Raw genomic sequence first — 19,994 nt, forward strand, 5'->3', positions numbered from 1 at the left:
TTTTTTAAAAAAGTTCTTTATCAGCTACAGTCGAAAATGTTTTTTCCGATCAATGGCTTCCTTATTTTCGTGCTACTCCCAAACGTTCCAAGACTTCAGGATAGAGTTTGTACTCTGTTTCGTGGATGCGAGTTTCAAAAGTATCAAGGGTATCCCCTTCAAGGCGTGGCACACGGACTTGTTTGATGACCTTCCCAGTATCAACGCCAGAATCCACCCAGTGAATGGTCACACCGCTCTCAGCAACGCCTGCATTCCAAGCATCCTCAATACCATGAGCACCTGGAAATTCAGGGAGATAAGCTGGGTGAATATTGATGATACGGCCTTCATAAGCTGCTAGCAAGGTGGGGCCAACGATTTTCATATAACCGGCCAAACAAACCAAATCAATCTGGTGTTCATTCAAGAGTTTAACGATAGCTTCTTCATAAGCTGCTTTATTATCAAATTCCTTGAGTTCAAAGGCATGGCTCACCACGCCAAGGTTTTTGGCACGTTCTAAGACATAGGCATCCCGGTGATCGGAAAAGACAAATTCTACTGGAAATTGTTCCGCAATCACCTGAAAGTTTGAGCCGTTGCCAGAGGCAAAAACAGCAATTTTCATATTCGATACAAAGGGACGTTTCGGCTAGCCGAACAGTTTCGTAGAAGAATAGGAAATCATTGCTGGGTGCTTGCACACAAAATGATTTCTCTTTTTTCCTAGAAAATGAGTCCCGTGTTCAGTTAGGCTTGCTAACTAAACATTCCTTTCTACAATTTCTCCGTATAAAATGGTGATAGCACCATTATTTAATCACCACACTTGCGCCATCTTTCTTCACAATCCGACCGATTTCATAAACAGGCTCGTCAAGAAGTTCTTTGACACGTTCCACATTTTCTGGTTTCACTGCAAGCATGAGACCAATCCCCATGTTGAAGATTTCAAACATTTCTTCATGTTTGATTTGGCCATATTTTTCAAGGGCTTTAAAAATTGGAAGGACTGGCACTTTGCTTTCATCAATTTCAGCAGCCAAGTCATCTGCGAACATACGTGGTACATTTTCGATGAAACCACCACCTGTGATGTGGGCAATTCCGTTCACCAATTCTTCTTTGATGAGTGGCAAAGCTGCTTTGACGTAGATACGAGTTGGTTCCAAAAGAACGTCTTTAAGTTTCTTCCCTTCCAATTCTGGGAGAACTTCTTCACCTGTGTAATCTGCAAAGACACGACGAACCAGTGAGTAACCATTTGAATGGATGCCGCTTGAAGCAAGTCCAAGAATCACATCCCCTTCAGCTACTTTTGAACCGTCGATGATTTGAGATTTTTCTGCAACACCGACAGCAAACCCAGCCAAGTCATAGTCATCTTCACCGTACATGCCAGGCATTTCAGCCGTTTCCCCACCGATGAGGGCTGCACCAGCTTGCACACAACCTTCTGCAACACCAGCTACGACTTGCTCTAATTTAGCAGGTTCATTTTTCCCAGTTGCGATATAGTCTAGGAAGTAAAGGGGCTCAGCACCTGCAGCGATGATATCGTTAACACACATAGCGACACAATCTTGACCAATCGTATCGTGTTTGTCGTACTTAATAGCAAGCATGAGTTTAGTACCAACACCATCTGTACCTGAGATTAAAACAGGCTCTTTGACACCTGTTTTTGAAAGGTCAAACATTCCACCGAAACCACCAAGAGCTCCCATGACACCCGCACGTTCCGTACGAGCCACGTGTTTTTTGATCCGTTCAACAACTTCATAACCCGCTTCAACATCCACACCAGACTGTGCATACGCATTTTTATTTGTCATTTGTTTCATTCCTTTTCTTTTGCACTGCTCTTAATAGAAAGAAGTATGTTCTTTCAAACTTTCCACATAGCGTTCTTCGTAGTCATACAAAGGAGTTGGATATTTTCCATCAAAGTAAGCCACACAAAGACCGCCATTTGGAGCATCTGTATCGATTCCAATAGAATCAATCAAGCCATCGATTGACAAATACGTCAAACTATCTGCACCAATGATATCGCGGGTTTCCTCTACTGTATGATTGGCAGCAATTAATTCCTTACGTGTTTGAATATCGATCCCGTAGAAACATGGATAAGCCAGAGCTGGACTTGCGATTGCCACATGGACTTCTGTAGCTCCTGCTTCTTTCAATAACTTCACAATCCGACGTGATGTTGTCCCACGTACGATAGAATCATCAATCATGACAACTCGTTTGCCTTTCACGACACCGGATACGGCAGAGAGCTTCATCCGAACCCCTTGCTCACGTAGTTCTTGTGTTGGTTGAATAAAGGTCCGTTGGGTATATTGGTTTTTAATCAAGCCCATTTCATTTGGTAATCCTGATTCTTCCGCAAATCCCATGGCTGCGCTAAGTGATGAATTAGGTACACCGACCACAATATCTGCTTCATGTTTAAATTCACGTGCCAATTGAGCTCCCATACGTTTACGAGCTGTATGGACATTGACCCCTTGGATATTGGAGTCCGGACGGGCAAAGTAGATATACTCCATCGAACAAACAGCCAATTGGGTGTCCGTTGTATAGTTATCGTAAGTGATGCCATTATCATCAATGATCACGACTTCACCCGGATTTACATCGCGGATCCACTCTGCTCCAACCACTTCAAAGGCACAAGTTTCAGATGAAACCACGATAGCTCCATTGGCCATTTTCCCAATCGAAAGAGGACGGAAACCATTTGGATCCAAGGCCGCAATCAGCTTATCTTCCAGCATGAGAAGGTAAGCAAATCCACCTTTCACCGTATTCAGGGCTTCTTTCACCTTACCCATGAAAGAAGGGTTGTGGCTCCGACGAATCAAGTGGGCCAAGATTTCTGAATCAGAAGTTGAGCTAAAGATCGCCCCGTTATTTTCCAACTCCCGTTTGAGGGACTTGGCATTGGTCAAATTCCCGTTGTGGGCCAGTCCAAACTGGGTATCATGAAAGCGAAAGAGGAAGGGCTGGATGTTATCCACCGAAGCTTCCCCAGCTGTCGCATAGCGAACATGGCCAATCGCTCCCGTTCCTGTTAACTTATCCAAGTTAGCAGGATTTCGAAATACTTCTGAGAGAAGACCCGTATCACGATACCGTTTTAGTTGACCCGCATCATTCGAAAGGATCCCCGCCCCTTCTTGACCACGGTGTTGAAGACTGTGTAATCCGAAATAAGTCAGTTTTGCAGCATCTGGGTGTCCCCAGATCCCAAAAATACCACATTCTTCATTAAGAGATTTAACTTCGTATGTCATTTTGTATACCTTTTATTTTCCAGTAAAGTATTGAACCGCTGATGCAAAGAGATGTTGGTCTTTATTTCCTGGAATATTTTGGAAGAGACCATCTTCGAAACGTTCTGAGTGACCCATCTTCCCAATAATTTGACCGTTCTTACTTGTGATACCTTCGATAGCATTTACAGATCCGTTAGGATTATATTTAGAATCCATGCTTGGTTTACCTTCGAAGTCAACATATTGGGTAAAGATTTGACCATTGTCACGAAGCTCTGCGAATTCCTCAGCTGTCACGACAAACTTCCCTTCACCGTGTGATACTGGAATGGCATGGATGTCACCAACTTCTACTCCGGCAAGCCATGGTGAGTTGGTGTTGGCAATCCGTGTTTCAACCATCTTAGCCACGTGTTGGTTGGCATCATTGTAGAAGAGGGTTGGACTGGTGCTACTTGCATCTTCAAAGTTACCGTATGGAAGAAGACCTGATTTAACAAGAGCTTGGAATCCATTACAGATACCGATGATCAAACCACCTCGTTCGATGAAGCTATCAATGGCTGCACGTACTTTTTCATTGAGCAAGATGTTCACGATAAATTTAGCTGATCCATCTGGTTCATCCGCTGCTGAGAAGCCACCTGCAAAGAAGATAATGTTAGCTTTTTCGATATTGTCAACCATAGTGTCAACAGACTTGACAATAGCTTCTTCATTCAGTGTGACAAATGGTACCAAGTTGACTTTTGCACCTTCTTTTTCAAAGGCCTTAGCTGAATCGTACTCAGAGTTAGTACCTGGGAATACTGGGATGTAAACCACTGGTGTATCAACTGTTTCTTTAGCTTTGATCACAGCATCTGATGCCACAGCTGGTACTTCTTCCAACTCAGTTGCCTGTGCAAATTCCGTTGGGTAAACTTCTTCCAATTTACCTTGGAAAGCACTGTCAAGTTTATGTCCATCAAGCGTTACACCATTGACAGTAAGTGTAAAGTCAGCTGCTGTTTTTCCGATCGTAGCAACACCTGCAATTTCTTCAGGCGAAGTGAAAACGAATCCACCCAATTGGGCTGTCAAGCTAGTGTCAAGATTATCTAATTCAACATTAGCTCCGATATGGTTACCAAATGTTGCAAGGGCAAGAGCTTCAACCACACCACCATATTTAACAGCTGATGTTGCTGTCACTTTGTGGTTAGTTTGGATGGCTTCAAATTGAGCAAAGTTAGACTTGATGAGATCAAAGTCAATTTCTTGTGCCAAAGCTTGACCTGGGATGTAATATATATTTTCACCAGCAGCTTTAAATTCTGGAGAAAGAACCTTACGGCTATCCGCAGTTGTTACCCCAAAAGCAACCAAGGTTGGTGGTACTGTCAATTCTTCAAAGGTACCAGACATAGAGTCTTTTCCACCGATAGATGGCAAACCAAGTTGAATCTGAGCTTCGATTGATCCAAGGAGAGCTGAGACTGGTTGACCAAAACGCTCTGCTCGTTTATCCATACGCTCGAAGTATTCCTGATAAGAGAAACGAGCCTTAGACCAGTTTGCACCAGCAGCAACCAAACGAGCTGTGGCTTCGATGACCGCATAAGCAGCGCCATGATATGGAGACCATTCTGCTACATAAGGGTTGAATCCTTGCGCCATAACAGATGCAGTTGTTGTCACGCCATGTTGGACTGGCAATTTCTGTACAGAAGCTTCCGTTGGTGTGATTTGGTAGCGACCACCAAGTGGGTGATTGACTGTTGAACGACCAACCGAGCTATCAAAGATGGTTTGTAAACCTTTTTGACTGGCATGGTTCAGGTCAGCCAAGACTTCAAGAGTATCCGCTTCAAGGGTTTCAGCAGATGTTTGACGTTCTTCTGGAAGCTTGACATCCTTGTCAACCACCTTAGCATCTACAACCACACGTACACCGTTTGTATCAAGGAAACGACGTTCCAAATCAACGATGGTTTCACCATTCCAGTGCATGACAAGATTTGGTTTTTCAGTTACTGTTGCAACGACAACAGCATCAATATTTTCTTTGTTACATTCAGCAACGAAAGCATCTACATCTTCTGGACGAACCACTACAGCCATCCGTTCTTGAGATTCTGAGATAGCAATTTCTGTACCGTTCAAACCTTGGTATTTCAATGGCACTTTGTCTAGATCAATTTCAAGACCATCTGCCAATTCACCGATCGCCACACAGACACCACCGGCACCAAAGTCATTTGATTTCTTGATCAGACGGGTCACTTCTCCATTACGGAAAAGACGTTGAATCTTACGTTCTTCGATGGCATTCCCTTTTTGAACCTCAGCACCAGCTGTTTCAACAGATTCAACCGTTTGAACTTTAGAAGAACCTGTCGCACCACCGACACCGTCACGTCCAGTCTTACCACCAAGCAAGATAATCACATCACCTGCTTCAGGTTTTTCACGAACCACATTTTCTTTAGGAGCCGCACCGACAACTGCACCTAGCTCCATACGCTTAGCAACAAAACCTGGGTGGAAGTATTCACGAACATAAGTTGTCGCCAAACCAATTTGGTTACCGTATGAAGAATAACCGTGAGCCGCTGTTTTAGAAATCACTTGTTGTGGCAATTTACCAGCGCGAGTTTCTGAAATTGGAGCTGTAATATCACCAGCACCTGAGATACGCATGGCTTGGTAAACGTAGGAGCGCCCTGACAATGGGTCACGAATGGCACCACCGATACAAGTAGCCGCTCCACCAAATGGTTCGATCTCCGTTGGGTGGTTGTGCGTTTCGTTCTTGAACATGAGAAGCCATGGTTCTTTGACACCATTGACATCCACTTCAATTTCAACAGAGCAGGCATTGATTTCATCAGACACTTCCATGTCATCCAAACGACCATTAGCACGCTCATAACGGCCAAAAATAGTTGCCATATCCATCAAGGTTTGAGGTTTTTCTGTACGTCCCAACTCATCACGCATGGCAATATACTTGTCATAAGTCGCTTGCAATTGTTTTTTAAATTTAGAAGCTGAGAAGTCGATGGTTTTCAACTCAGTTTCGAAAGTCGTGTGACGACAGTGGTCAGACCAGTAAGTATCCAAAACCTTAAGCTCAGTCTCAGTTGGTACACGTTCAATAGATTTGAAGTAATCTTGAATGAAGAGAAGGTCATCCACTTCCATTGCCAATCCTTGCTCAGCCTTATACTGTGCAAAATCTTCTGCCGTATAAGTTTCAAAGAAATCCAAGCTTGGAATGGTCTTGTCAGACTCAGAGAAATCCTGTTTCGCAATACCAACAGTGATATCTTTGAAACGAGAATCCACTGGGTTCAAAAGGTAGTTTTTGACAGCTTCCAACTCATTCGCATCAATATCCTTGTTAACCAAGTACAATTGCGCTGTATTCACTGTTACATCATTTGAACTACCAAGCAAAAGCAAAGCTTCTTGTGAAGATGCCGCACGTTGGTCAAATTGACCAGGCAAGCTTTCGATAGCAAAGAAAGCATATTTCTCAAGATCAGCCTGAACCTCAGCTTCATCTAAAACAGTATCAGTCACTTGCTCAGAGAAGATATGTTTTTCCGCACGCGCAAACAAGTCCTCTACCAAACCAAAGACATCGTAAACCTGAACAATCCGAAGATCATTCAACGTTTTCAACTGAAGATTATGCTGTAATTCTTTTACTAAAGAGTCCGATTTCACACGAAAATCAGCTTTTTTCTCAACGAAAATACGTTTATCCATTTTATTTCCTTTATTTCTATTCAAATAGGTTATCGAAGACGAAGGTTTTCTATTTCAAAAAGATCACTTCAAACCTTGCAATTTTTCCAATACAACCTGATATACATCCGTTAAACTGCCCAAATCTCTACGGAAAACATCCTTGTCCATATGGTGCCCTTCAGCATCCCAAAGGCGGCAGTTATCTGGAGAGAATTCATCCGCCAAGATGATCTTGCCATCCTTATCAAAACCAAATTCCAATTTGAAGTCAATCAAGCGAAGACCAATTTGTGCAAACCAATCCTTCAGCAATTCATTGATACGACGCGTTTCTTCCTTAATATAAGCAATTTGTTCATCATTGGCAATATCCAAAAACTTCACATGCTCATCATTGATGAATGGGTCATCCAACTCATCGTTTTTATAGTAAAATTCAACGATTGGAGTTTTCAAGTCCAAGCCTTCCTCCACGCCAAAACGTTTAGAAAAGGAACCCGCAGTCACGTTACGAAGAACAACTTCCAAAGGAATAATTTTTACTTTCTTGTTGAGTTGTTCTGTGTCAGAAATACGTTCGATAAAGTGAGTAGCTACACCCGCAGCATTCAATTTTTCAAAAATAAGAGACGAAATCTGATTATTTAGCACACCTTTTCCTTTAATAGTCTCTTTACGAGCCCCATTTAGCATGGTTGCCTGGTCCTTGTAGACCGACTTAATCACATGTTCGTCCTCAGTAGTATAGATATCCTTAGCTTTTCCAGTATAAATCAGTTGATTGGTCATGACTTTGTTCGCCTTTCGTATTTTATCACCTTCATTCTATCACATACAAAGTGTATTTTCAATAAAATTCCGTACAATATAAGCAGAATCCGAATAAAAAGGACAGAAAAAAAGATCATCCAGAATAATCTCTGAACGATCCCTTTTTCATTAGTGACCAGCAGTTCGTTTTTCGATATAGTCGACAACATCCCCTACTGTGTTAAATTCATCAATAGCCTTGTCCGGAATCTCAATTTGGTATTCATCCTCAAGATTGATAATAAATTCCATCAATTCAACAGAATCCGCCTGTAAATCCTTACGTAAGTCAGATTCCAAAGATACTTGAAAATCTGGTCCCTTGCGGTCTTTGAGAAATTCCTCAATAGTAGCTAAAATTTCGTTTTGTTTACTCATACATTACCCTTCCTTCGATAATTCCTTCACTGATTTTCCAACAACATCTGTCTCTAACATAGTCCGAATCTGACGAATCGTGCTATAGACAGCTTTGGCATCACTCGAACCATGCGTTTTAACAACAGGTGCTTGAAGGCCAAACAAGACCGCTCCTCCAACATCTGAGAAATCCAAGGTTTGCTTCAATGATTTCAAACGGTCCTTGAGCAGAAAAGCTCCCAATTTCGCCTTCCAGTTTCCTGTGGCAATTGCTTGTTTCAATTGCTTCAAGATCCCAAAAGCCGTTCCTTCCATCGTTTTCAAGACAGCGTTTCCTGTAAAACCATCCGCCACAACGACATCAGCAACGCCATCCATCAAGTCACGCGCTTCCACGTTTCCAACAAAATGAATCGACTCATCCTCAGATAACAATTGGTAGGTTTCCTTGCGCAAAGGATCTCCCTTACTAGCTTCTGTCCCATTGTTCAATAGACCCACACGCGGTTTTTGAATCCCACGAACATTTTCAGCATAATAAGACCCCATCACAGCATACTGATGCAAGTGCTCTGGTGTATTTTCCGCATTAGCACCCAAATCTAACATGTCATACCCACGACCATCAACCGTTGGAAGTGTCGACATCAAACCTGGACGTTCCACGCCCTTGATGCGCCCAACAATAAAGAAACCTGCTGCCAACAAGGCACCTGTATTTCCCGCAGATAGCATGGCATCCACCTCACCAGCCTTCACATCCTTGGCAGCCAAGACCATCGAAGCCTGTTTCTTCCGACGAATGGCACGCGTTGGCTCATCATCTGAATCAATTTTTTCTTCCGTGTGCACAATCGATACACGTTCGGTTGCGGTTAAATAGTCTTTGATTTTTGCCTCATCGCCATATAAGACAATCTCAATATCATCAAAATCACGAATGGCTTGATTCACACCTTCTACCAAGGCTTGAGGTGCATTATCGCCCCCCATTGCATCTACTGCAATTTTTTTCATGTTTCACCTCCAGATGAATCTTTCATAATCGCTCCCCAGTCACTCAAGGAATCGATAAACTTTTTAGCTTTTAAATGGATCCCTACATACTCCTCATACAACTGATCAATTGCCTGACGCAGAGCTGTTTTCATCTCCGCTTGTAGGGAAATCGTCTCTAACTCACTGAATCGTACTGCTTGAAACTGATCCAATAAATAGAGAACATTCGGATGCCAGTGAGCACGTCTCTCATCCTGATCATAATGATCCGGACAAAGGACCCCACTATAGCGAAAAGAGTAATCAAAAGGAAGTCCAACCCGATGACAGAAACAGCATTCATGCAGATTCAAGACAACTCCAAATCGTGATAGAATCTGAATCTCAAAAATATTGGTTAAAACCTCATAATCCAGTCCCTCTTCCATCAAAGACAAGGTCTTTTCCAAAAAAGCAAACAGGGCCGGATCCACCTGATTATCCTGAATACTTGCATCTGCAAGCGCCAGAACATAGGTCGCATAAGAAAGGGCAAAAAGATCTGCATTAATTTTCTTATAAATCTGCACATCTTGAAAATCATCAATATAACTCAACCCATCATCATTGATTTTCAACAACATATCTGCCGTTACCAAAGGTTGCAACATGGGATTCAACCGTGATTTTCCCGCATGTTTCACAAAAAACATCCGCTTCCCTGACTTCTCTGTGAAGATTTTGACCAGCTTGTCATCCTCACGAAACTCCCGATTATACAGGACAATTCCCCGGGTCTCAATTGACTCCAGCATGTTCTTCCATATACTCCTTCAAGCGTTTCATTGCTTCCTTGATAACCTCCATGCTGGCTGCATACGACAAACGCACATAGCCTTCACCATATTGACCAAAAGCAGCACCAGGAATGAAAGCAACCGCTTTTTCACGCGCAAAATCCTGCAAGAAAGCAAAGGAATCTTGATTATAACCAGCTGGGATTTTAGCAAAAATATAAAAGGCTCCATCTGGCTTAATAATCTCAAACCCAAGTGCGGACATCTGTTCGATAATATAATCCCGACGCTTCACATATTCCTTCTTCATTGGCTCCGCATCATCCCGACCTTCCGTCAAAGCTTCGATCGCAGCATACTGGTTCATGGTTCCAGCAGCCGTTACCAAATACTGATGGCTCTTGATGAGTTGGGCCGTCAATGCAGCAGGCGCAAAGATAAAGCCAAGCCGCCAGCCTGTCATGGCATGAGATTTGGACAAGCCATTAATGACAATAGTCTGCTCAGGAATAAAGGAGGCCATAGAGACATGCGCTTCTCCAGTATAAGTCAACTCTGAATAGACTTCATCACAAATCACAAAGACTTCATATTTTTTTAAGACAGCAGCTAATTCTGCCATCTGTTCGCACGAATAAGTGACACCCGTTGGATTAGCTGGATAATTAAGAATAACAGCCTTCAATTTTTCACCCTGCTCTAGAATGGCCTTTTCCAACTTTTCAGGAGTCAAGACAAAACGATCTGCTGTCGTATCAATTTCAATAATCTCCGCCCCAACCAAATTCACAATCGGTTCATAACCAGGATAAGCTGGTGCCGGAAGAAGCACTACATCTCCAGGTTCCAAGATTGCTGTCAAGGTTGCAGATAGGGCTTCAGTCGCACCGATCGTCACCAATATCTCATCTTCAGGACGGTAGTAAATACCATATTTATCAGCCACAAACTGACTCGCAGCCTCACGCAAAGCCAGCAAACCACTCATCCCAGTGTAATGGCTAAAATTCGCATCAATGGCAGCCTTTCCTGCTTCTTTTACATGTTCAGGAGTTGTAAAATCCGGTTCCCCCAAAGTCAAACGCAAGACACCAGGAATGGAAGAAATTGATTGATCGAACTGACGAATCAAAGAAACTTCGATCCGATTCAGATTTTTATTAAAACGTTTCGTTAAATCCATAGAACACCTCCAAAACACTTATATTCATTATACTATAAATAGGACCCCATCGCAAAAGAACAAGCCAGATCCCCACCTTTTGCTGACCACCAAAGGACATTTCAAAAATCCTTCCATGAAAAAAAGACTTAGCAATGCTAAGTCTTTCAAGCCATTATTGTTGACCACGTGTTGCCACATATTTCAATTGATCCGCATGTTTTGCCACAAAATCCTTCATTTCTGAATCAGGAATTTGACGAAGGTAGAGGTTAGAACGAATGGTTTCATCCTCTTCACGACAAGTTGACAATACTAAATACTTATCAGATGCTTTGATCTTGATATTAGGATTCTTCGTACGAGCTGACTCATAGATATTCTTCAATTGTGTCGTAAAATCATTGTCATCAGTAAAGCTTGTACGGTAGAAAGCGGTGTCCTCTGGGACAATGACCAATCCCATTACTTCATAATAATATTTCCGCTCTGGTGTCTCAATCACAACATACGGATGTTGGTCTAAATACTCTTGTTTGTCATAGTAGTTGACATCATTAAACATGCGATGATCGCCGACCTTACTACCACGAGCATGACCAAACAACCAAGTCAAACGATCACTGAAGTCTTTCTTGTTGTCCATATCCATGAAGACTGTCCCCATGTATGGTTCATTTCCACCATCAAACGTCTTATTCAAATAAGTTTCATTGTCAGTGGTTTGTACAACAGGTTCATCCAACTCAGTACCCGGTGCATAGACATAAGCGATTGCCTCAGGGTTAACAGCTGTTAACTGAGCAAAACGATTTTTCAAGTAATCTTTTTCTTCTTGACTTGGTTCATATTTAGTTTCTTGCTTGGTTGAACTTGTTCCAGTTGTTTTTTTAGCCGTGCTAGATGACTTAGTTCCTCCAAATGGATTAAAGAAAATAAATCCAGCAACAAGAACAACAACTGCAACAAGAGCAGCAATCACAAGACCCAATTTATTTGAACTTTTTTCCCCAGCTCTTTTCATTGATCGATCTCCTCTTGATGATTTTTTCTAAAAAATAACACTGAACCCGAAGGTCCAGTGATATTTTACGAGCTAATTAATAATCAAATTATTTAACTGCGCTTGTTTTTGGAAGAGCTTTACCAGCTTGTTTTGAATCAGCTTTACCAGCTTTAGCTGCGTCTCCACCTTTGTTTTCGTTAGATTTAGCTTCGCTTGTAGCTTGACCGTTAGCACCAGCTGCATTAGCTGCATCAGCAGAACCACCATGGTTAAGAGCTTTATCTTCTGCATCACGCATATCTTTTGTTTTGTTATCTTGAACACCAGTTGGATCGTTCCAGTATTTACCTGATGCGATAGCTGCTTTACGGTAAGTATCTTGAAGGTTAGCTACATATTTGTTACGGATGATGTTGTATGCTTCAGCGCGAGCTGCATCAACTTTAGCTTTGTAAGCTTCGTATTCATGTCCTGATCCGTATGCATCAAGAGCTTGTTGTGCTGCAACAACTGTTGGGTAAGCATTAACTTCAGCTTGGATATCAGCTTCGTGTGCTGCTACTTGTGTGTTTGCTTCGTCAGCGATATCGCGTTCAGAAACATAGTGTTTTTGGATCAAAGCATTTGAGCTGTAGTAGTTGTCAGATGCAAATGCTGGTGCTGCTGCTGCAAATACTGCAAGAGCTGCTACTGATGATAATAAAACTTTTTTCATTGTTTTATCTCCTTTTTTCTTTTCAAAAATTATTCGTTACTTCGTAACTAAAACTAGTATACTAGGATATTCTGCCTATGTCAAGACTTTTCTTATTTTTTTTGAAAAAAACTATCGATTTTTTTCCTGTTTCAAATGAATATTTCTTTACAGATATAAAATTTTATTGTATTTCTACTTTAATTCATGGTTCTAAAACCGTAAAAAGAGGGCAAGCTCCCCTCTACCAAGAAACATCTAGGAAAGACAATTGAAGAAAGACCAGAAGAAAGCAATAATCGTTCCCGTTTTGGAGATTGGGGAATCGATTCTGGGTGGAAAGACAATAGGAGAACCTTCTATTCTGACCTTAGTAGAACGAAAGACACGCTATGTTGTCACAAAGAAACTCGTGAAAAAGAAAGCAGAGTATGTCAATCAAGCAGTCTTAGAGTGTATGAAACTTTATCCCATTAAGTCCATAACTGCAGATAATAGAAACGAATTTTCATCATTGAGTAAGATAGAGGGTTAGATGTTTATTTTGCACATGCCTATTCATCTTATGAACGACAATGGACTACTAAGAGAGTTCATTCCGAAGAGGGCTTCGTTAAAAGAACTAAATCAGAATCTTTTAGAGGACTATACAAAGGCTATCAATGAAAGACCTAGACGAATTCATGGCTATCAGTCCGCAAAAAAGCTGTTTGAGCTAATACAAACAGCTCGAAAGATACTCACTTAATCAGAAGAACAACTTTGTTGAACTCGACTTGACAATTAGGGTTCTAAAATTTTTAAATACAAAACAATTAAACAGAAAAATTATATTTTTAGTAAAATGAAAAAGGAGAAAACCAATTTGTTTTCTCCTTTAACTAACTTAATAAAAGTTAATGAAAATAGATAAATAACTTAGATTATTTATTGAATCCTGCACCAAAGCGAGTGTTGTTCCCAAACTCACGAGTTGCATCATCCAAAGGTTTACCGTCAGTACCTGCAACTGGCTTAGCTGGATAAGTTTCAGCACCTGCAAAATTAATAGCTTTTTCTCCTCTTAATGGAGAAACAGCATAACCAAAACGGTTGTTGTGGTTATTAGCAGCATTTGCTTCTGTAACAATTTCTGTAGTTGGACGTGTTACACCAGGAATTGCTTTTGGATCTGGAGTAGCTGGAGTAGCTGGAGTAGCTGGCTTAGCTGGAGTAGCTGGCTTAGCTGGAGTAGCTGGAGTAGCTGGAGTAGCTGGCTTAGCTGGAGTAGCTGGAGTAGCTGGAGTAGCTGGCTTAGCTGGAGTAGCTGGAGTAGCTGATTTAGCAGCGTTAAATCCTGCACCAAAGCGAGTATTGTCACCAAACTTACGAGTTGCATCATCCAAAGGTTTACCATCAGTACCTGCAACTGGCTTAGCTGGATAAGTTTCAGCACCTGCAAAATTAATAGCTTTTTCTCCTCTTAATGGAGAAACAGCATAACCAAAACGGTTGTTGTGGTTATTAGCAGCATTTGCCTTTGTAACTGTTCCAGTAGTTGGAGCAGTTACTCCTGGGATAGAAGGAACTTTAGTAGCTGCATAAGAAACGCTAGCGATTGCTGACAATGCTAATACACTTGATAATAAAACTTTTTTCATAATAGTTTTATCTCCTTTTTCATATTTAATATAGATTGCTCTATATTGAACATTTTATACATATATGTTGGGTTTGTCAAGTGTTTTTACAATAAAACACTTTAATATCAACAAATTAATTTTAAAATTAGGTCTATTTGATACCCGAAATTACGATTTAGTAACATATTATACTTATCTATTAGAATTGTTCGGTTTTTAGACACTTTTACTCAATCGTTTCTCTATGAAATAGACAGCTCCCCCTAATTTTACCAGTTCCCTCTTCTTTTCCACTCCAATTATTTCCTATTTTACCGCACGATTTTTGGGCAGAGTCTTCTTTGGCATACTTGGATCCACCTTGTTTTCTAGTTTTTGAGCCGCTCGAATTAGTTCTTTTCGCTTCTTTTCTTTTTTTAGCGCTTGCCACCATTGTCTGATTCCCATTTCTACTTCCTCCTATACAAAAGAGGCTAGTTTCCCAGCCTCCTTATTCTTAACATTTTTTGGCATTTCCGATTTCAAATAGAGGGGACAGAGGACGATTTTCATGAATGCGAACAATAGCCTCAGCTAGAAGTTTCGCAATCGAAATTTGCTCAATTTTGTCAATCAAACGATCCTCCGATAGATAAATCGTATCCAACACCACCAACTTCTTAATGGCTGATTTTTGGATGTTGTCCATCGCTGGTCCTGATAAAACAGGGTGAGTACAGCTTGCATAAACTTCAACAGCACCTGCTTCTGCAAGGGCATCCGCCGCATGACAGATTGTACCAGCTGTATCAATCATATCATCAATCAAAATACAAGTCTTGCCTTCAACACTCCCAATGATATTCATCACTTCACTCGTATTCATCTTATCGACACTTCGACGTTTATCAATAATCGCAATCGGTGTCTTCAAAAATTCAGCTAATTTCCGAGCACGAGTCACACCACCATGGTCTGGACTGACAACAACATAGTCTTTCCCAATCATCCCGCGACGTTCAAAAAAGTCGGCGATCAAAGGCGCACCCATCAAGTGGTCAACCGGAATATCAAAGAAACCTTGAATCTGAGCAGCATGCAAATCAATTGTCAAGAGGCGATCAACTCCAGCAACCTCAAGCATATTGGCTACCAACTTAGAAGTGATTGGTTCACGAGCTCGAGCTTTCCGGTCTTGACGAGCATAGCCGTAATATGGCATCACCACATTAATGGATTGCGCACTAGCACGTTTCAACGCATCTACCATAATCAAAATTTCCATTAGATTATCGTTAACCGGCGAGCTAGTGGATTGCAAAATATAAACATCTTTCCCACGGATTGATTCTTCAATATTAACCTGAATTTCTCCATCAGAAAATTGACGAACCGTTGACTTTCCAAGCGGTAGTCCCATTTCTCGAGACACACGTTGAGCCAATTCTTGATTTGACGACAAAGCAAAGAGCATTAAATCAGAAAATGACATGATTTCCTCCAGTAAAATCTAAAACCATATTGTACAGTCAGCACAAATTTCTCCTGTAATCATTTTATCGCTTTTTAAGCAAATATTCAAATATTAATTTATGGAAATTACAAAATCTATCACTACCTAAATTCTATCAAAAAAGAAGCAGAACAAATGTTCTGCTTCAGTGTAATTCTTAGTTTGGATAGATATAAGTAACAGTACCTTGTGCTGTTGTTGGGTTAAACCAACCACGGTAGTTACCAATACTACGGATACCATTATAGTTAGACTCAGAAACTTGGATGCTTGTTGTAGATTGAACGGCTGTAACAACTGCTACGTGTCCATATCCACCATCATTCCAACATGCAATGGCACCAACTTGTGGTTGAGATCCTGTACGGAATCCTGCTGCTGCTGCACTTGCTGCCCATTGTCCACCATTACCCCAGTAATCACCAGCCCATGGAGCCAATGTCTTCGCACCCCATGTACATTCACCAACTGGATAAGATGATGCAGATGTACTATAAGTTGGACGAGAAGTAGTTGCTACTGGTGCTGCAGCTGCTTGAGTTTGAACAGTAGGTTGAGCTGCTGCTTGAGTTTGTGCCGCCGCTGGTGTTGCAGCAGGTGTTTGAGCTGCCGCTTGAACTTGTGCTTGAAGAGTTGTATTAGCAGAAGCTTTTACAGCTGCTTGTTGTTCTTTTTGTTTTGCACGGTAAGCTGCTTCAGCTGCTGCCGCTGCTGCTGCTGCTTTTTCAGCTTCCGCTTTTTGTTGCAACAAAGCATTTTTTTCGTTTTCAGCAGTTGATTTTTCAGCAGCCAAGTTCAATTGTGCTACTTTCAACTCAGCTTCTTTTGTTGACAAAGCTTGCGCATCATCTTCTAATTGCTGTTTGTTTGCAATGACAGTATTGATAGCATCGTTGTTTTCTTTTTGTTTTTGTGCAATCTCTTCTTTATCACGTTTTTGCTCTTGCAACATTTTGTTGTTAGCATCTGCAATTTCGTTCATAGCAGAAATACGTGAGATAGCTTCTGTCAAAGATCCAGAGCTAACAATCGCATTAATATAGCTTGTTGCAGTCCCAGTTGTTTGAGCACTACGTGCTTGATTTGCAAGTGATTCTTGACGAGCAACAATATTTTTTGACAACTCATCGATCTCAGCTGACAATCGTTCAGATTCTTCATTCAAACGGTCATTTTCAGCTTGAAGATTTTCTTGTTGTTTTTTAATTTCAGATACCTGACCTTGAATTTGATCTACCTGAGCTTGTGCACTTTGTTGTTGTTGATTAATACTATTGATTTTGTTATCTTGAGCAGCAATCTTATCATCTGTTGAATCAGCTGATACACCAGCTACGACAGCACCTTGTGATAAAGCAACTGTACTCAATAAGATTGTGGCAAATAATTTTTTCTTCATTAGATAAATTTTCCCTTTCTAATAAGACACTAACTAGTATAACAAATTTTTTAAAAATTTATATTACGCTATTGTTACATTTTTATTTCGAGTTTATAAATAAATCTTTTCAAGTAAAGGCTGTAATACTATTAATAGAAGCACATTCAAAATTAAACTTGGAAAAATTTGGTAAATAATTAGTGTAATCCAGTTAAATTTTATACTGATAAAAAGAATCAAAAGAAGATTTGTTAAAATCTGAAATAATAGAATCGTTAATAAAAATGTAAAAAAACGAGTCAATCGATTGACCAAAATAATCTGATTACACCGATAAAAAATCACCTGTAGTATAGGAAATACTATGAATGCAATTCCTAGAGTGTGTAAAAAATACACATCAAAACAAAAACCAAAGAAGACTCCCCACCAAATACTAGCTATCTCAGAGAAATAGAGACTCAATAACATAAAACCATATAGAAATAAAAATGAAGTAGGTTCAAAGGAGTTTGGACAGAAACGAGAAATAAGAAAAGAGATCTGCCCGTCAACAAATAAAGATAAGAATAAGATTAAAGGGAAAAAATGGTACTTACGTATGACTTTCACACTACTCTCCAATCAATAGTACATAACGATTGACATCTAAATTAGCCTTTGGTTTCACACGAATTTCTTGCCCTAACTGATCAGATGCCTTTTGAGTAGAAGTTACTGTACCAAGAGGTAAGTCACTACTCTTATATTTTCCTAAACCACTTGTTGAAACCAGAGATCCTTTTTTAATTTCAACTGGATCTCCAATTTGCAACAACCGAAACTCACCTGTCTTCTCGTCATAACCATTTAATAAAGCAAAAATAGATTGACCTTGACTCTCAATTTTAAACGTCAGGTGTTGTGAAGAAATAGTATCTTCGACTAATAATTTCACTTTGCTAGAATTTTTCTCTATACTTTCTACCACACCAATGACGCCACCAGACGAAAGAACAAACATAGAATCAGAAATTCCATCTGAACTACCTTTATCAATAACAAATTCCTGATCCCACGAACCATAATTACGGTCAATAATCTCACTAACGACTTGTTTAGAACCCGATACAGAATTCTTGATTGACATCAAATCCTTTAATTCTCTATTTTCTGATTCCAAACGGTTAAGTTTTGACTGGTCAATATCCTTTTGATAAAGACGTGATTTTAACGAACGGTTTTCATCATTCAATTCAGATAAATTCTTTAAATCCTTTGCCTTAGATTCCACAACAACAAATGGTTCCGATACTGCCTTATCAACAATAGATAATAGATCAGAAGATTTTAAAACAATAGAAGTTCTAACAGATGGAAAAAGAAATAAAATTCCTGAAACAGTTAAAACAAACACAAAACTAAAAATTTTAAAGAATCGATTCAAGAACATAGACAAAACCTTCAAAATATAAAAAATAGTTTGAGATGACATCTCAAACTTGGAAATTATACGGAGAATGGGGGATTCGAACCCCCGCGCCGGTTACCCGACCTAACGATTTAGCAAACCGTCCTCTTCAGCCTCTTGAGTAATTCTCCAAAATGGGCACGAGTGGACTCGAACCACCGACCTCACGCTTATCAGGCGTGCGCTCTAACCACCTGAGCTACGCGCCCAAGTTAAAAACTTGGTAAAGAACCTATGTTCAAAGCGGGTGACGAGAATCGAACTCGCGACAACAGCTTGGAAGGCTGTAGTTTTACCACTAAACTACACCCGCTTATTATTAAAAGAAATGGCGCGAGACGGAATCGAACCGCCGACACATGGAGCTTCAATCCATTGCTCTACCAACTGAGCTACCGAGCCAAATTGCGGGAGCAGGATTTGAACCTACGACCTTCGGGTTATGAGCCCGACGAGCTACCGAGCTGCTCCATCCCGCGTTAATATTAAGGAGGATGTGGGATTCGAACCCACGCACGCTTTTACACGCCTGACGGTTTTCAAGACCGTTCCCTTCAGCCGGACTTGGGTAATCCTCCAAGATAACAATGGACCTTGTAGGACTTGAACCTACGACCACTCGGTTATGAGCCGAGAGCTCTAACCAGCTGAGCTAAAGGTCCAACAAGATCAACAATATAGCGGCGAAGGGGATCGAACCCCCGACCTCCCGGGTATGAACCGGACGCTCTAGCCAGCTGAGCTACACCGCCATAATATCGGGAAGACAGGATTCGAACCTGCGACACCTTGGTCCCAAACCAAGTACTCTACCAAGCTGAGCTACTTCCCGATCTAAAGCTACCGCTTTATGCACCCTAGAGGAGTCGAACCTCTAACCGCCTGATTCGTAGTCAGGTACTCTATCCAGTTGAGCTAAGGGTGCTCGTTCCTATTCAATTATTACATAGCCTTGCGACCATGCACCCTAGAGGAGTCGAACCTCTAACCGCCTGATTCGTAGTCAGGTACTCTATCCAGTTGAGCTAAGGGTGCTTCTTTCAACCTTTGTCTATGCCGAGGACCGGAATCGAACCGGTACGATCGTTACCAATCGCAGGATTTTAAGTCCTGTGCGTCTGCCAGTTCCGCCACCCCGGCCTCCTCAAGCGAACGACGGGATTCGAACCCGCGACCCCCACCTTGGCAAGGTGGTGTTCTACCACTGAACTACGTTCGCATTGCTTTCTTTATAT

The 19,994-nt window shown here is 41.1% G+C and carries 17 protein-coding genes, 13 tRNA genes and 1 pseudogene; 1 reads left to right on the forward strand and 30 read right to left on the reverse strand.

All coding sequences use genetic code 11. From position 1 onward, the window contains the following. Positions 1-61 precede the first annotated feature (61 nt). The 11 genes from purN to abpA form a co-directional block, all read right to left on the reverse strand. Positions 62-610, reverse strand: a complete 549-nt coding sequence (gene purN / locus O3646_RS06805; RefSeq protein WP_368397849.1) for a phosphoribosylglycinamide formyltransferase — start codon at positions 608-610, stop codon at positions 62-64. 184 nt (positions 611-794) lie between these two features. After that, positions 795-1,817, reverse strand: coding sequence for a phosphoribosylformylglycinamidine cyclo-ligase (gene purM, locus O3646_RS06810; RefSeq protein ID WP_024054723.1), 1,023 nt, complete (start codon positions 1,815-1,817; stop codon positions 795-797). Positions 1,818-1,847: 30 nt separating this feature from the next. Beyond that, positions 1,848-3,287 (reverse strand): amidophosphoribosyltransferase, encoded by a 1,440-nt coding sequence (gene purF / locus O3646_RS06815; protein ID WP_004219473.1) that lies wholly within the window; start codon positions 3,285-3,287, stop codon positions 1,848-1,850. Between the two features lie 12 nt (positions 3,288-3,299). Beyond that, positions 3,300-7,025, reverse strand: a complete 3,726-nt coding sequence (locus tag O3646_RS06820) for a phosphoribosylformylglycinamidine synthase (RefSeq protein WP_313790581.1) — start codon at positions 7,023-7,025, stop codon at positions 3,300-3,302. Positions 7,026-7,088: 63 nt separating this feature from the next. Further along, entirely contained in the window at positions 7,089-7,796 is a 708-nt protein-coding gene (gene purC / locus O3646_RS06825) for a phosphoribosylaminoimidazolesuccinocarboxamide synthase (RefSeq protein WP_049475212.1), read from the reverse strand. Positions 7,797-7,946: 150 nt separating this feature from the next. Continuing rightward, entirely contained in the window at positions 7,947-8,195 is a 249-nt protein-coding gene (locus O3646_RS06830) for an acyl carrier protein (RefSeq protein WP_024054589.1), read from the reverse strand. Positions 8,196-8,198: 3 nt separating this feature from the next. Continuing rightward, positions 8,199-9,194 carry a phosphate acyltransferase PlsX gene (gene plsX, locus O3646_RS06835; protein WP_003009280.1) on the reverse strand — a complete coding sequence of 332 codons (996 nt, stop codon included), beginning with the start codon at positions 9,192-9,194 and terminating at the stop codon, positions 8,199-8,201. Continuing rightward, positions 9,191-9,970 carry a DNA repair protein RecO gene (gene recO / locus O3646_RS06840; RefSeq protein ID WP_049490644.1) on the reverse strand — a complete coding sequence of 260 codons (780 nt, stop codon included), beginning with the start codon at positions 9,968-9,970 and terminating at the stop codon, positions 9,191-9,193. Before recO ends, plsX begins: the two co-directional genes overlap by 4 nt. Further along, the gene (locus O3646_RS06845) at positions 9,954-11,135 is read right to left on the reverse strand and encodes a pyridoxal phosphate-dependent aminotransferase (protein WP_150904989.1); all 1,182 of its coding nucleotides are present in this window, start codon (positions 11,133-11,135) and stop codon (positions 9,954-9,956) included. The genes recO and O3646_RS06845 overlap by 17 nt, the downstream gene beginning before the upstream one ends. 154 nt (positions 11,136-11,289) lie before the next feature. Further along, positions 11,290-12,138, reverse strand: a complete 849-nt coding sequence (srtB, locus tag O3646_RS06850; protein ID WP_049490639.1) for a class B sortase, LPKTxAVK-specific — start codon at positions 12,136-12,138, stop codon at positions 11,290-11,292. Between the two features lie 88 nt (positions 12,139-12,226). Further along, positions 12,227-12,835, reverse strand: a complete 609-nt coding sequence (gene abpA / locus O3646_RS06855) for an amylase-binding adhesin AbpA (protein ID WP_118398219.1) — start codon at positions 12,833-12,835, stop codon at positions 12,227-12,229. A 213-nt stretch (positions 12,836-13,048) separates the two neighbouring features. Here abpA and O3646_RS06860 point away from each other — a divergent pair. Then, positions 13,049-13,562, forward strand: a pseudogene (locus tag O3646_RS06860) (IS30 family transposase); the annotation flags it as partial. Positions 13,563-13,737: 175 nt separating this feature from the next. Here O3646_RS06860 and O3646_RS06865 read toward each other — a convergent pair. The 19 genes from O3646_RS06865 to O3646_RS06955 form a co-directional block, all read right to left on the reverse strand. Then, entirely contained in the window at positions 13,738-14,454 is a 717-nt protein-coding gene (locus O3646_RS06865) for a hypothetical protein (protein ID WP_371610703.1), read from the reverse strand. 288 nt (positions 14,455-14,742) lie between these two features. Continuing rightward, on the reverse strand, positions 14,743-14,883 hold the full coding sequence (locus O3646_RS06870) for a hypothetical protein (protein ID WP_182448498.1): 141 nt from the start codon (positions 14,881-14,883) through the stop codon (positions 14,743-14,745). Positions 14,884-14,932: 49 nt separating this feature from the next. After that, on the reverse strand, positions 14,933-15,907 hold the full coding sequence (locus O3646_RS06875) for a ribose-phosphate diphosphokinase (RefSeq protein ID WP_371610704.1): 975 nt from the start codon (positions 15,905-15,907) through the stop codon (positions 14,933-14,935). A gap of 178 nt (positions 15,908-16,085) precedes the next feature. Next, entirely contained in the window at positions 16,086-17,327 is a 1,242-nt protein-coding gene (gene pcsB, locus O3646_RS06880; RefSeq protein ID WP_070594695.1) for a peptidoglycan hydrolase PcsB, read from the reverse strand. 93 nt (positions 17,328-17,420) lie between these two features. Beyond that, positions 17,421-17,921: a rod shape-determining protein MreD gene (mreD, locus tag O3646_RS06885; RefSeq protein ID WP_049473284.1), complete on the reverse strand. Its 501-nt coding sequence runs from the start codon at positions 17,919-17,921 to the stop codon at positions 17,421-17,423. Position 17,922: 1 nt separating this feature from the next. Then, positions 17,923-18,741: a rod shape-determining protein MreC gene (mreC, locus tag O3646_RS06890; RefSeq protein ID WP_070594696.1), complete on the reverse strand. Its 819-nt coding sequence runs from the start codon at positions 18,739-18,741 to the stop codon at positions 17,923-17,925. Positions 18,742-18,802: 61 nt separating this feature from the next. Beyond that, positions 18,803-18,890: transfer RNA gene (locus tag O3646_RS06895), tRNA-Ser, on the reverse strand. A 4-nt stretch (positions 18,891-18,894) separates the two neighbouring features. Beyond that, a tRNA-Ile gene (locus O3646_RS06900) sits at positions 18,895-18,968 on the reverse strand. Positions 18,969-19,001: 33 nt separating this feature from the next. Then, a tRNA-Gly gene (locus tag O3646_RS06905) sits at positions 19,002-19,072 on the reverse strand. A gap of 16 nt (positions 19,073-19,088) precedes the next feature. Continuing rightward, a tRNA-Phe gene (locus tag O3646_RS06910) sits at positions 19,089-19,161 on the reverse strand. A 3-nt stretch (positions 19,162-19,164) separates the two neighbouring features. After that, positions 19,165-19,238, reverse strand: a tRNA-Met gene (locus O3646_RS06915). A 9-nt stretch (positions 19,239-19,247) separates the two neighbouring features. After that, positions 19,248-19,337: transfer RNA gene (locus O3646_RS06920), tRNA-Ser, on the reverse strand. A gap of 10 nt (positions 19,338-19,347) precedes the next feature. After that, positions 19,348-19,421: transfer RNA gene (locus O3646_RS06925), tRNA-Ile, on the reverse strand. 16 nt (positions 19,422-19,437) lie between these two features. Continuing rightward, positions 19,438-19,511, reverse strand: a tRNA-Met gene (locus tag O3646_RS06930). A 6-nt stretch (positions 19,512-19,517) separates the two neighbouring features. Further along, positions 19,518-19,591: transfer RNA gene (locus tag O3646_RS06935), tRNA-Pro, on the reverse strand. Between the two features lie 19 nt (positions 19,592-19,610). After that, positions 19,611-19,684: transfer RNA gene (locus tag O3646_RS06940), tRNA-Arg, on the reverse strand. Positions 19,685-19,720: 36 nt separating this feature from the next. Then, a tRNA-Arg gene (locus tag O3646_RS06945) sits at positions 19,721-19,794 on the reverse strand. A gap of 19 nt (positions 19,795-19,813) precedes the next feature. After that, positions 19,814-19,899 (reverse strand) — tRNA-Leu (locus tag O3646_RS06950). Between the two features lie 7 nt (positions 19,900-19,906). Beyond that, positions 19,907-19,978 (reverse strand) — tRNA-Gly (locus tag O3646_RS06955). Positions 19,979-19,994: the final 16 nt, after the last annotated feature.

This window comes from Streptococcus sp. 27098_8_148 (genome assembly GCF_041432105.1).
Taxonomy (GTDB): Bacteria; Bacillota; Bacilli; order Lactobacillales; family Streptococcaceae; genus Streptococcus; species Streptococcus parasanguinis_AE.

Bases quoted from the DNA above. Each gene is read 5' to 3' on its own strand.
- abpA (WP_118398219.1), bottom strand. From the start codon at position 12,835: ATGAAAAAAGTTTTATTATCATCAGTAGCAGCTCTTGCAGTATTTGCA.
- purC (WP_049475212.1), bottom strand. From the start codon at position 7,796: ATGACCAATCAACTGATTTATACTGGAAAAGCTAAGGATATCTATACT.
- srtB (WP_049490639.1), bottom strand. From the start codon at position 12,138: ATGAAAAGAGCTGGGGAAAAAAGTTCAAATAAATTGGGTCTTGTGATT.
- O3646_RS06875 (WP_371610704.1), bottom strand. From the start codon at position 15,907: ATGTCATTTTCTGATTTAATGCTCTTTGCTTTGTCGTCAAATCAAGAA.
- O3646_RS06830 (WP_024054589.1), bottom strand. From the start codon at position 8,195: ATGAGTAAACAAAACGAAATTTTAGCTACTATTGAGGAATTTCTCAAA.
- recO (WP_049490644.1), bottom strand. From the start codon at position 9,970: ATGCTGGAGTCAATTGAGACCCGGGGAATTGTCCTGTATAATCGGGAG.
- purN (WP_368397849.1), bottom strand. From the start codon at position 610: ATGAAAATTGCTGTTTTTGCCTCTGGCAACGGCTCAAACTTTCAGGTG.
- O3646_RS06865 (WP_371610703.1), bottom strand. From the start codon at position 14,454: ATGAAAAAAGTTTTATTATCAAGTGTATTAGCATTGTCAGCAATCGCT.
- purM (WP_024054723.1), bottom strand. From the start codon at position 1,817: ATGACAAATAAAAATGCGTATGCACAGTCTGGTGTGGATGTTGAAGCG.
- O3646_RS06845 (WP_150904989.1), bottom strand. From the start codon at position 11,135: ATGGATTTAACGAAACGTTTTAATAAAAATCTGAATCGGATCGAAGTT.
- pcsB (WP_070594695.1), bottom strand. From the start codon at position 17,327: ATGAAGAAAAAATTATTTGCCACAATCTTATTGAGTACAGTTGCTTTA.
- purF (WP_004219473.1), bottom strand. From the start codon at position 3,287: ATGACATACGAAGTTAAATCTCTTAATGAAGAATGTGGTATTTTTGGG.
- plsX (WP_003009280.1), bottom strand. From the start codon at position 9,194: ATGAAAAAAATTGCAGTAGATGCAATGGGGGGCGATAATGCACCTCAA.
- mreC (WP_070594696.1), bottom strand. From the start codon at position 18,741: ATGTTCTTGAATCGATTCTTTAAAATTTTTAGTTTTGTGTTTGTTTTA.
- O3646_RS06820 (WP_313790581.1), bottom strand. From the start codon at position 7,025: ATGGATAAACGTATTTTCGTTGAGAAAAAAGCTGATTTTCGTGTGAAA.
- O3646_RS06870 (WP_182448498.1), bottom strand. From the start codon at position 14,883: ATGGGAATCAGACAATGGTGGCAAGCGCTAAAAAAAGAAAAGAAGCGA.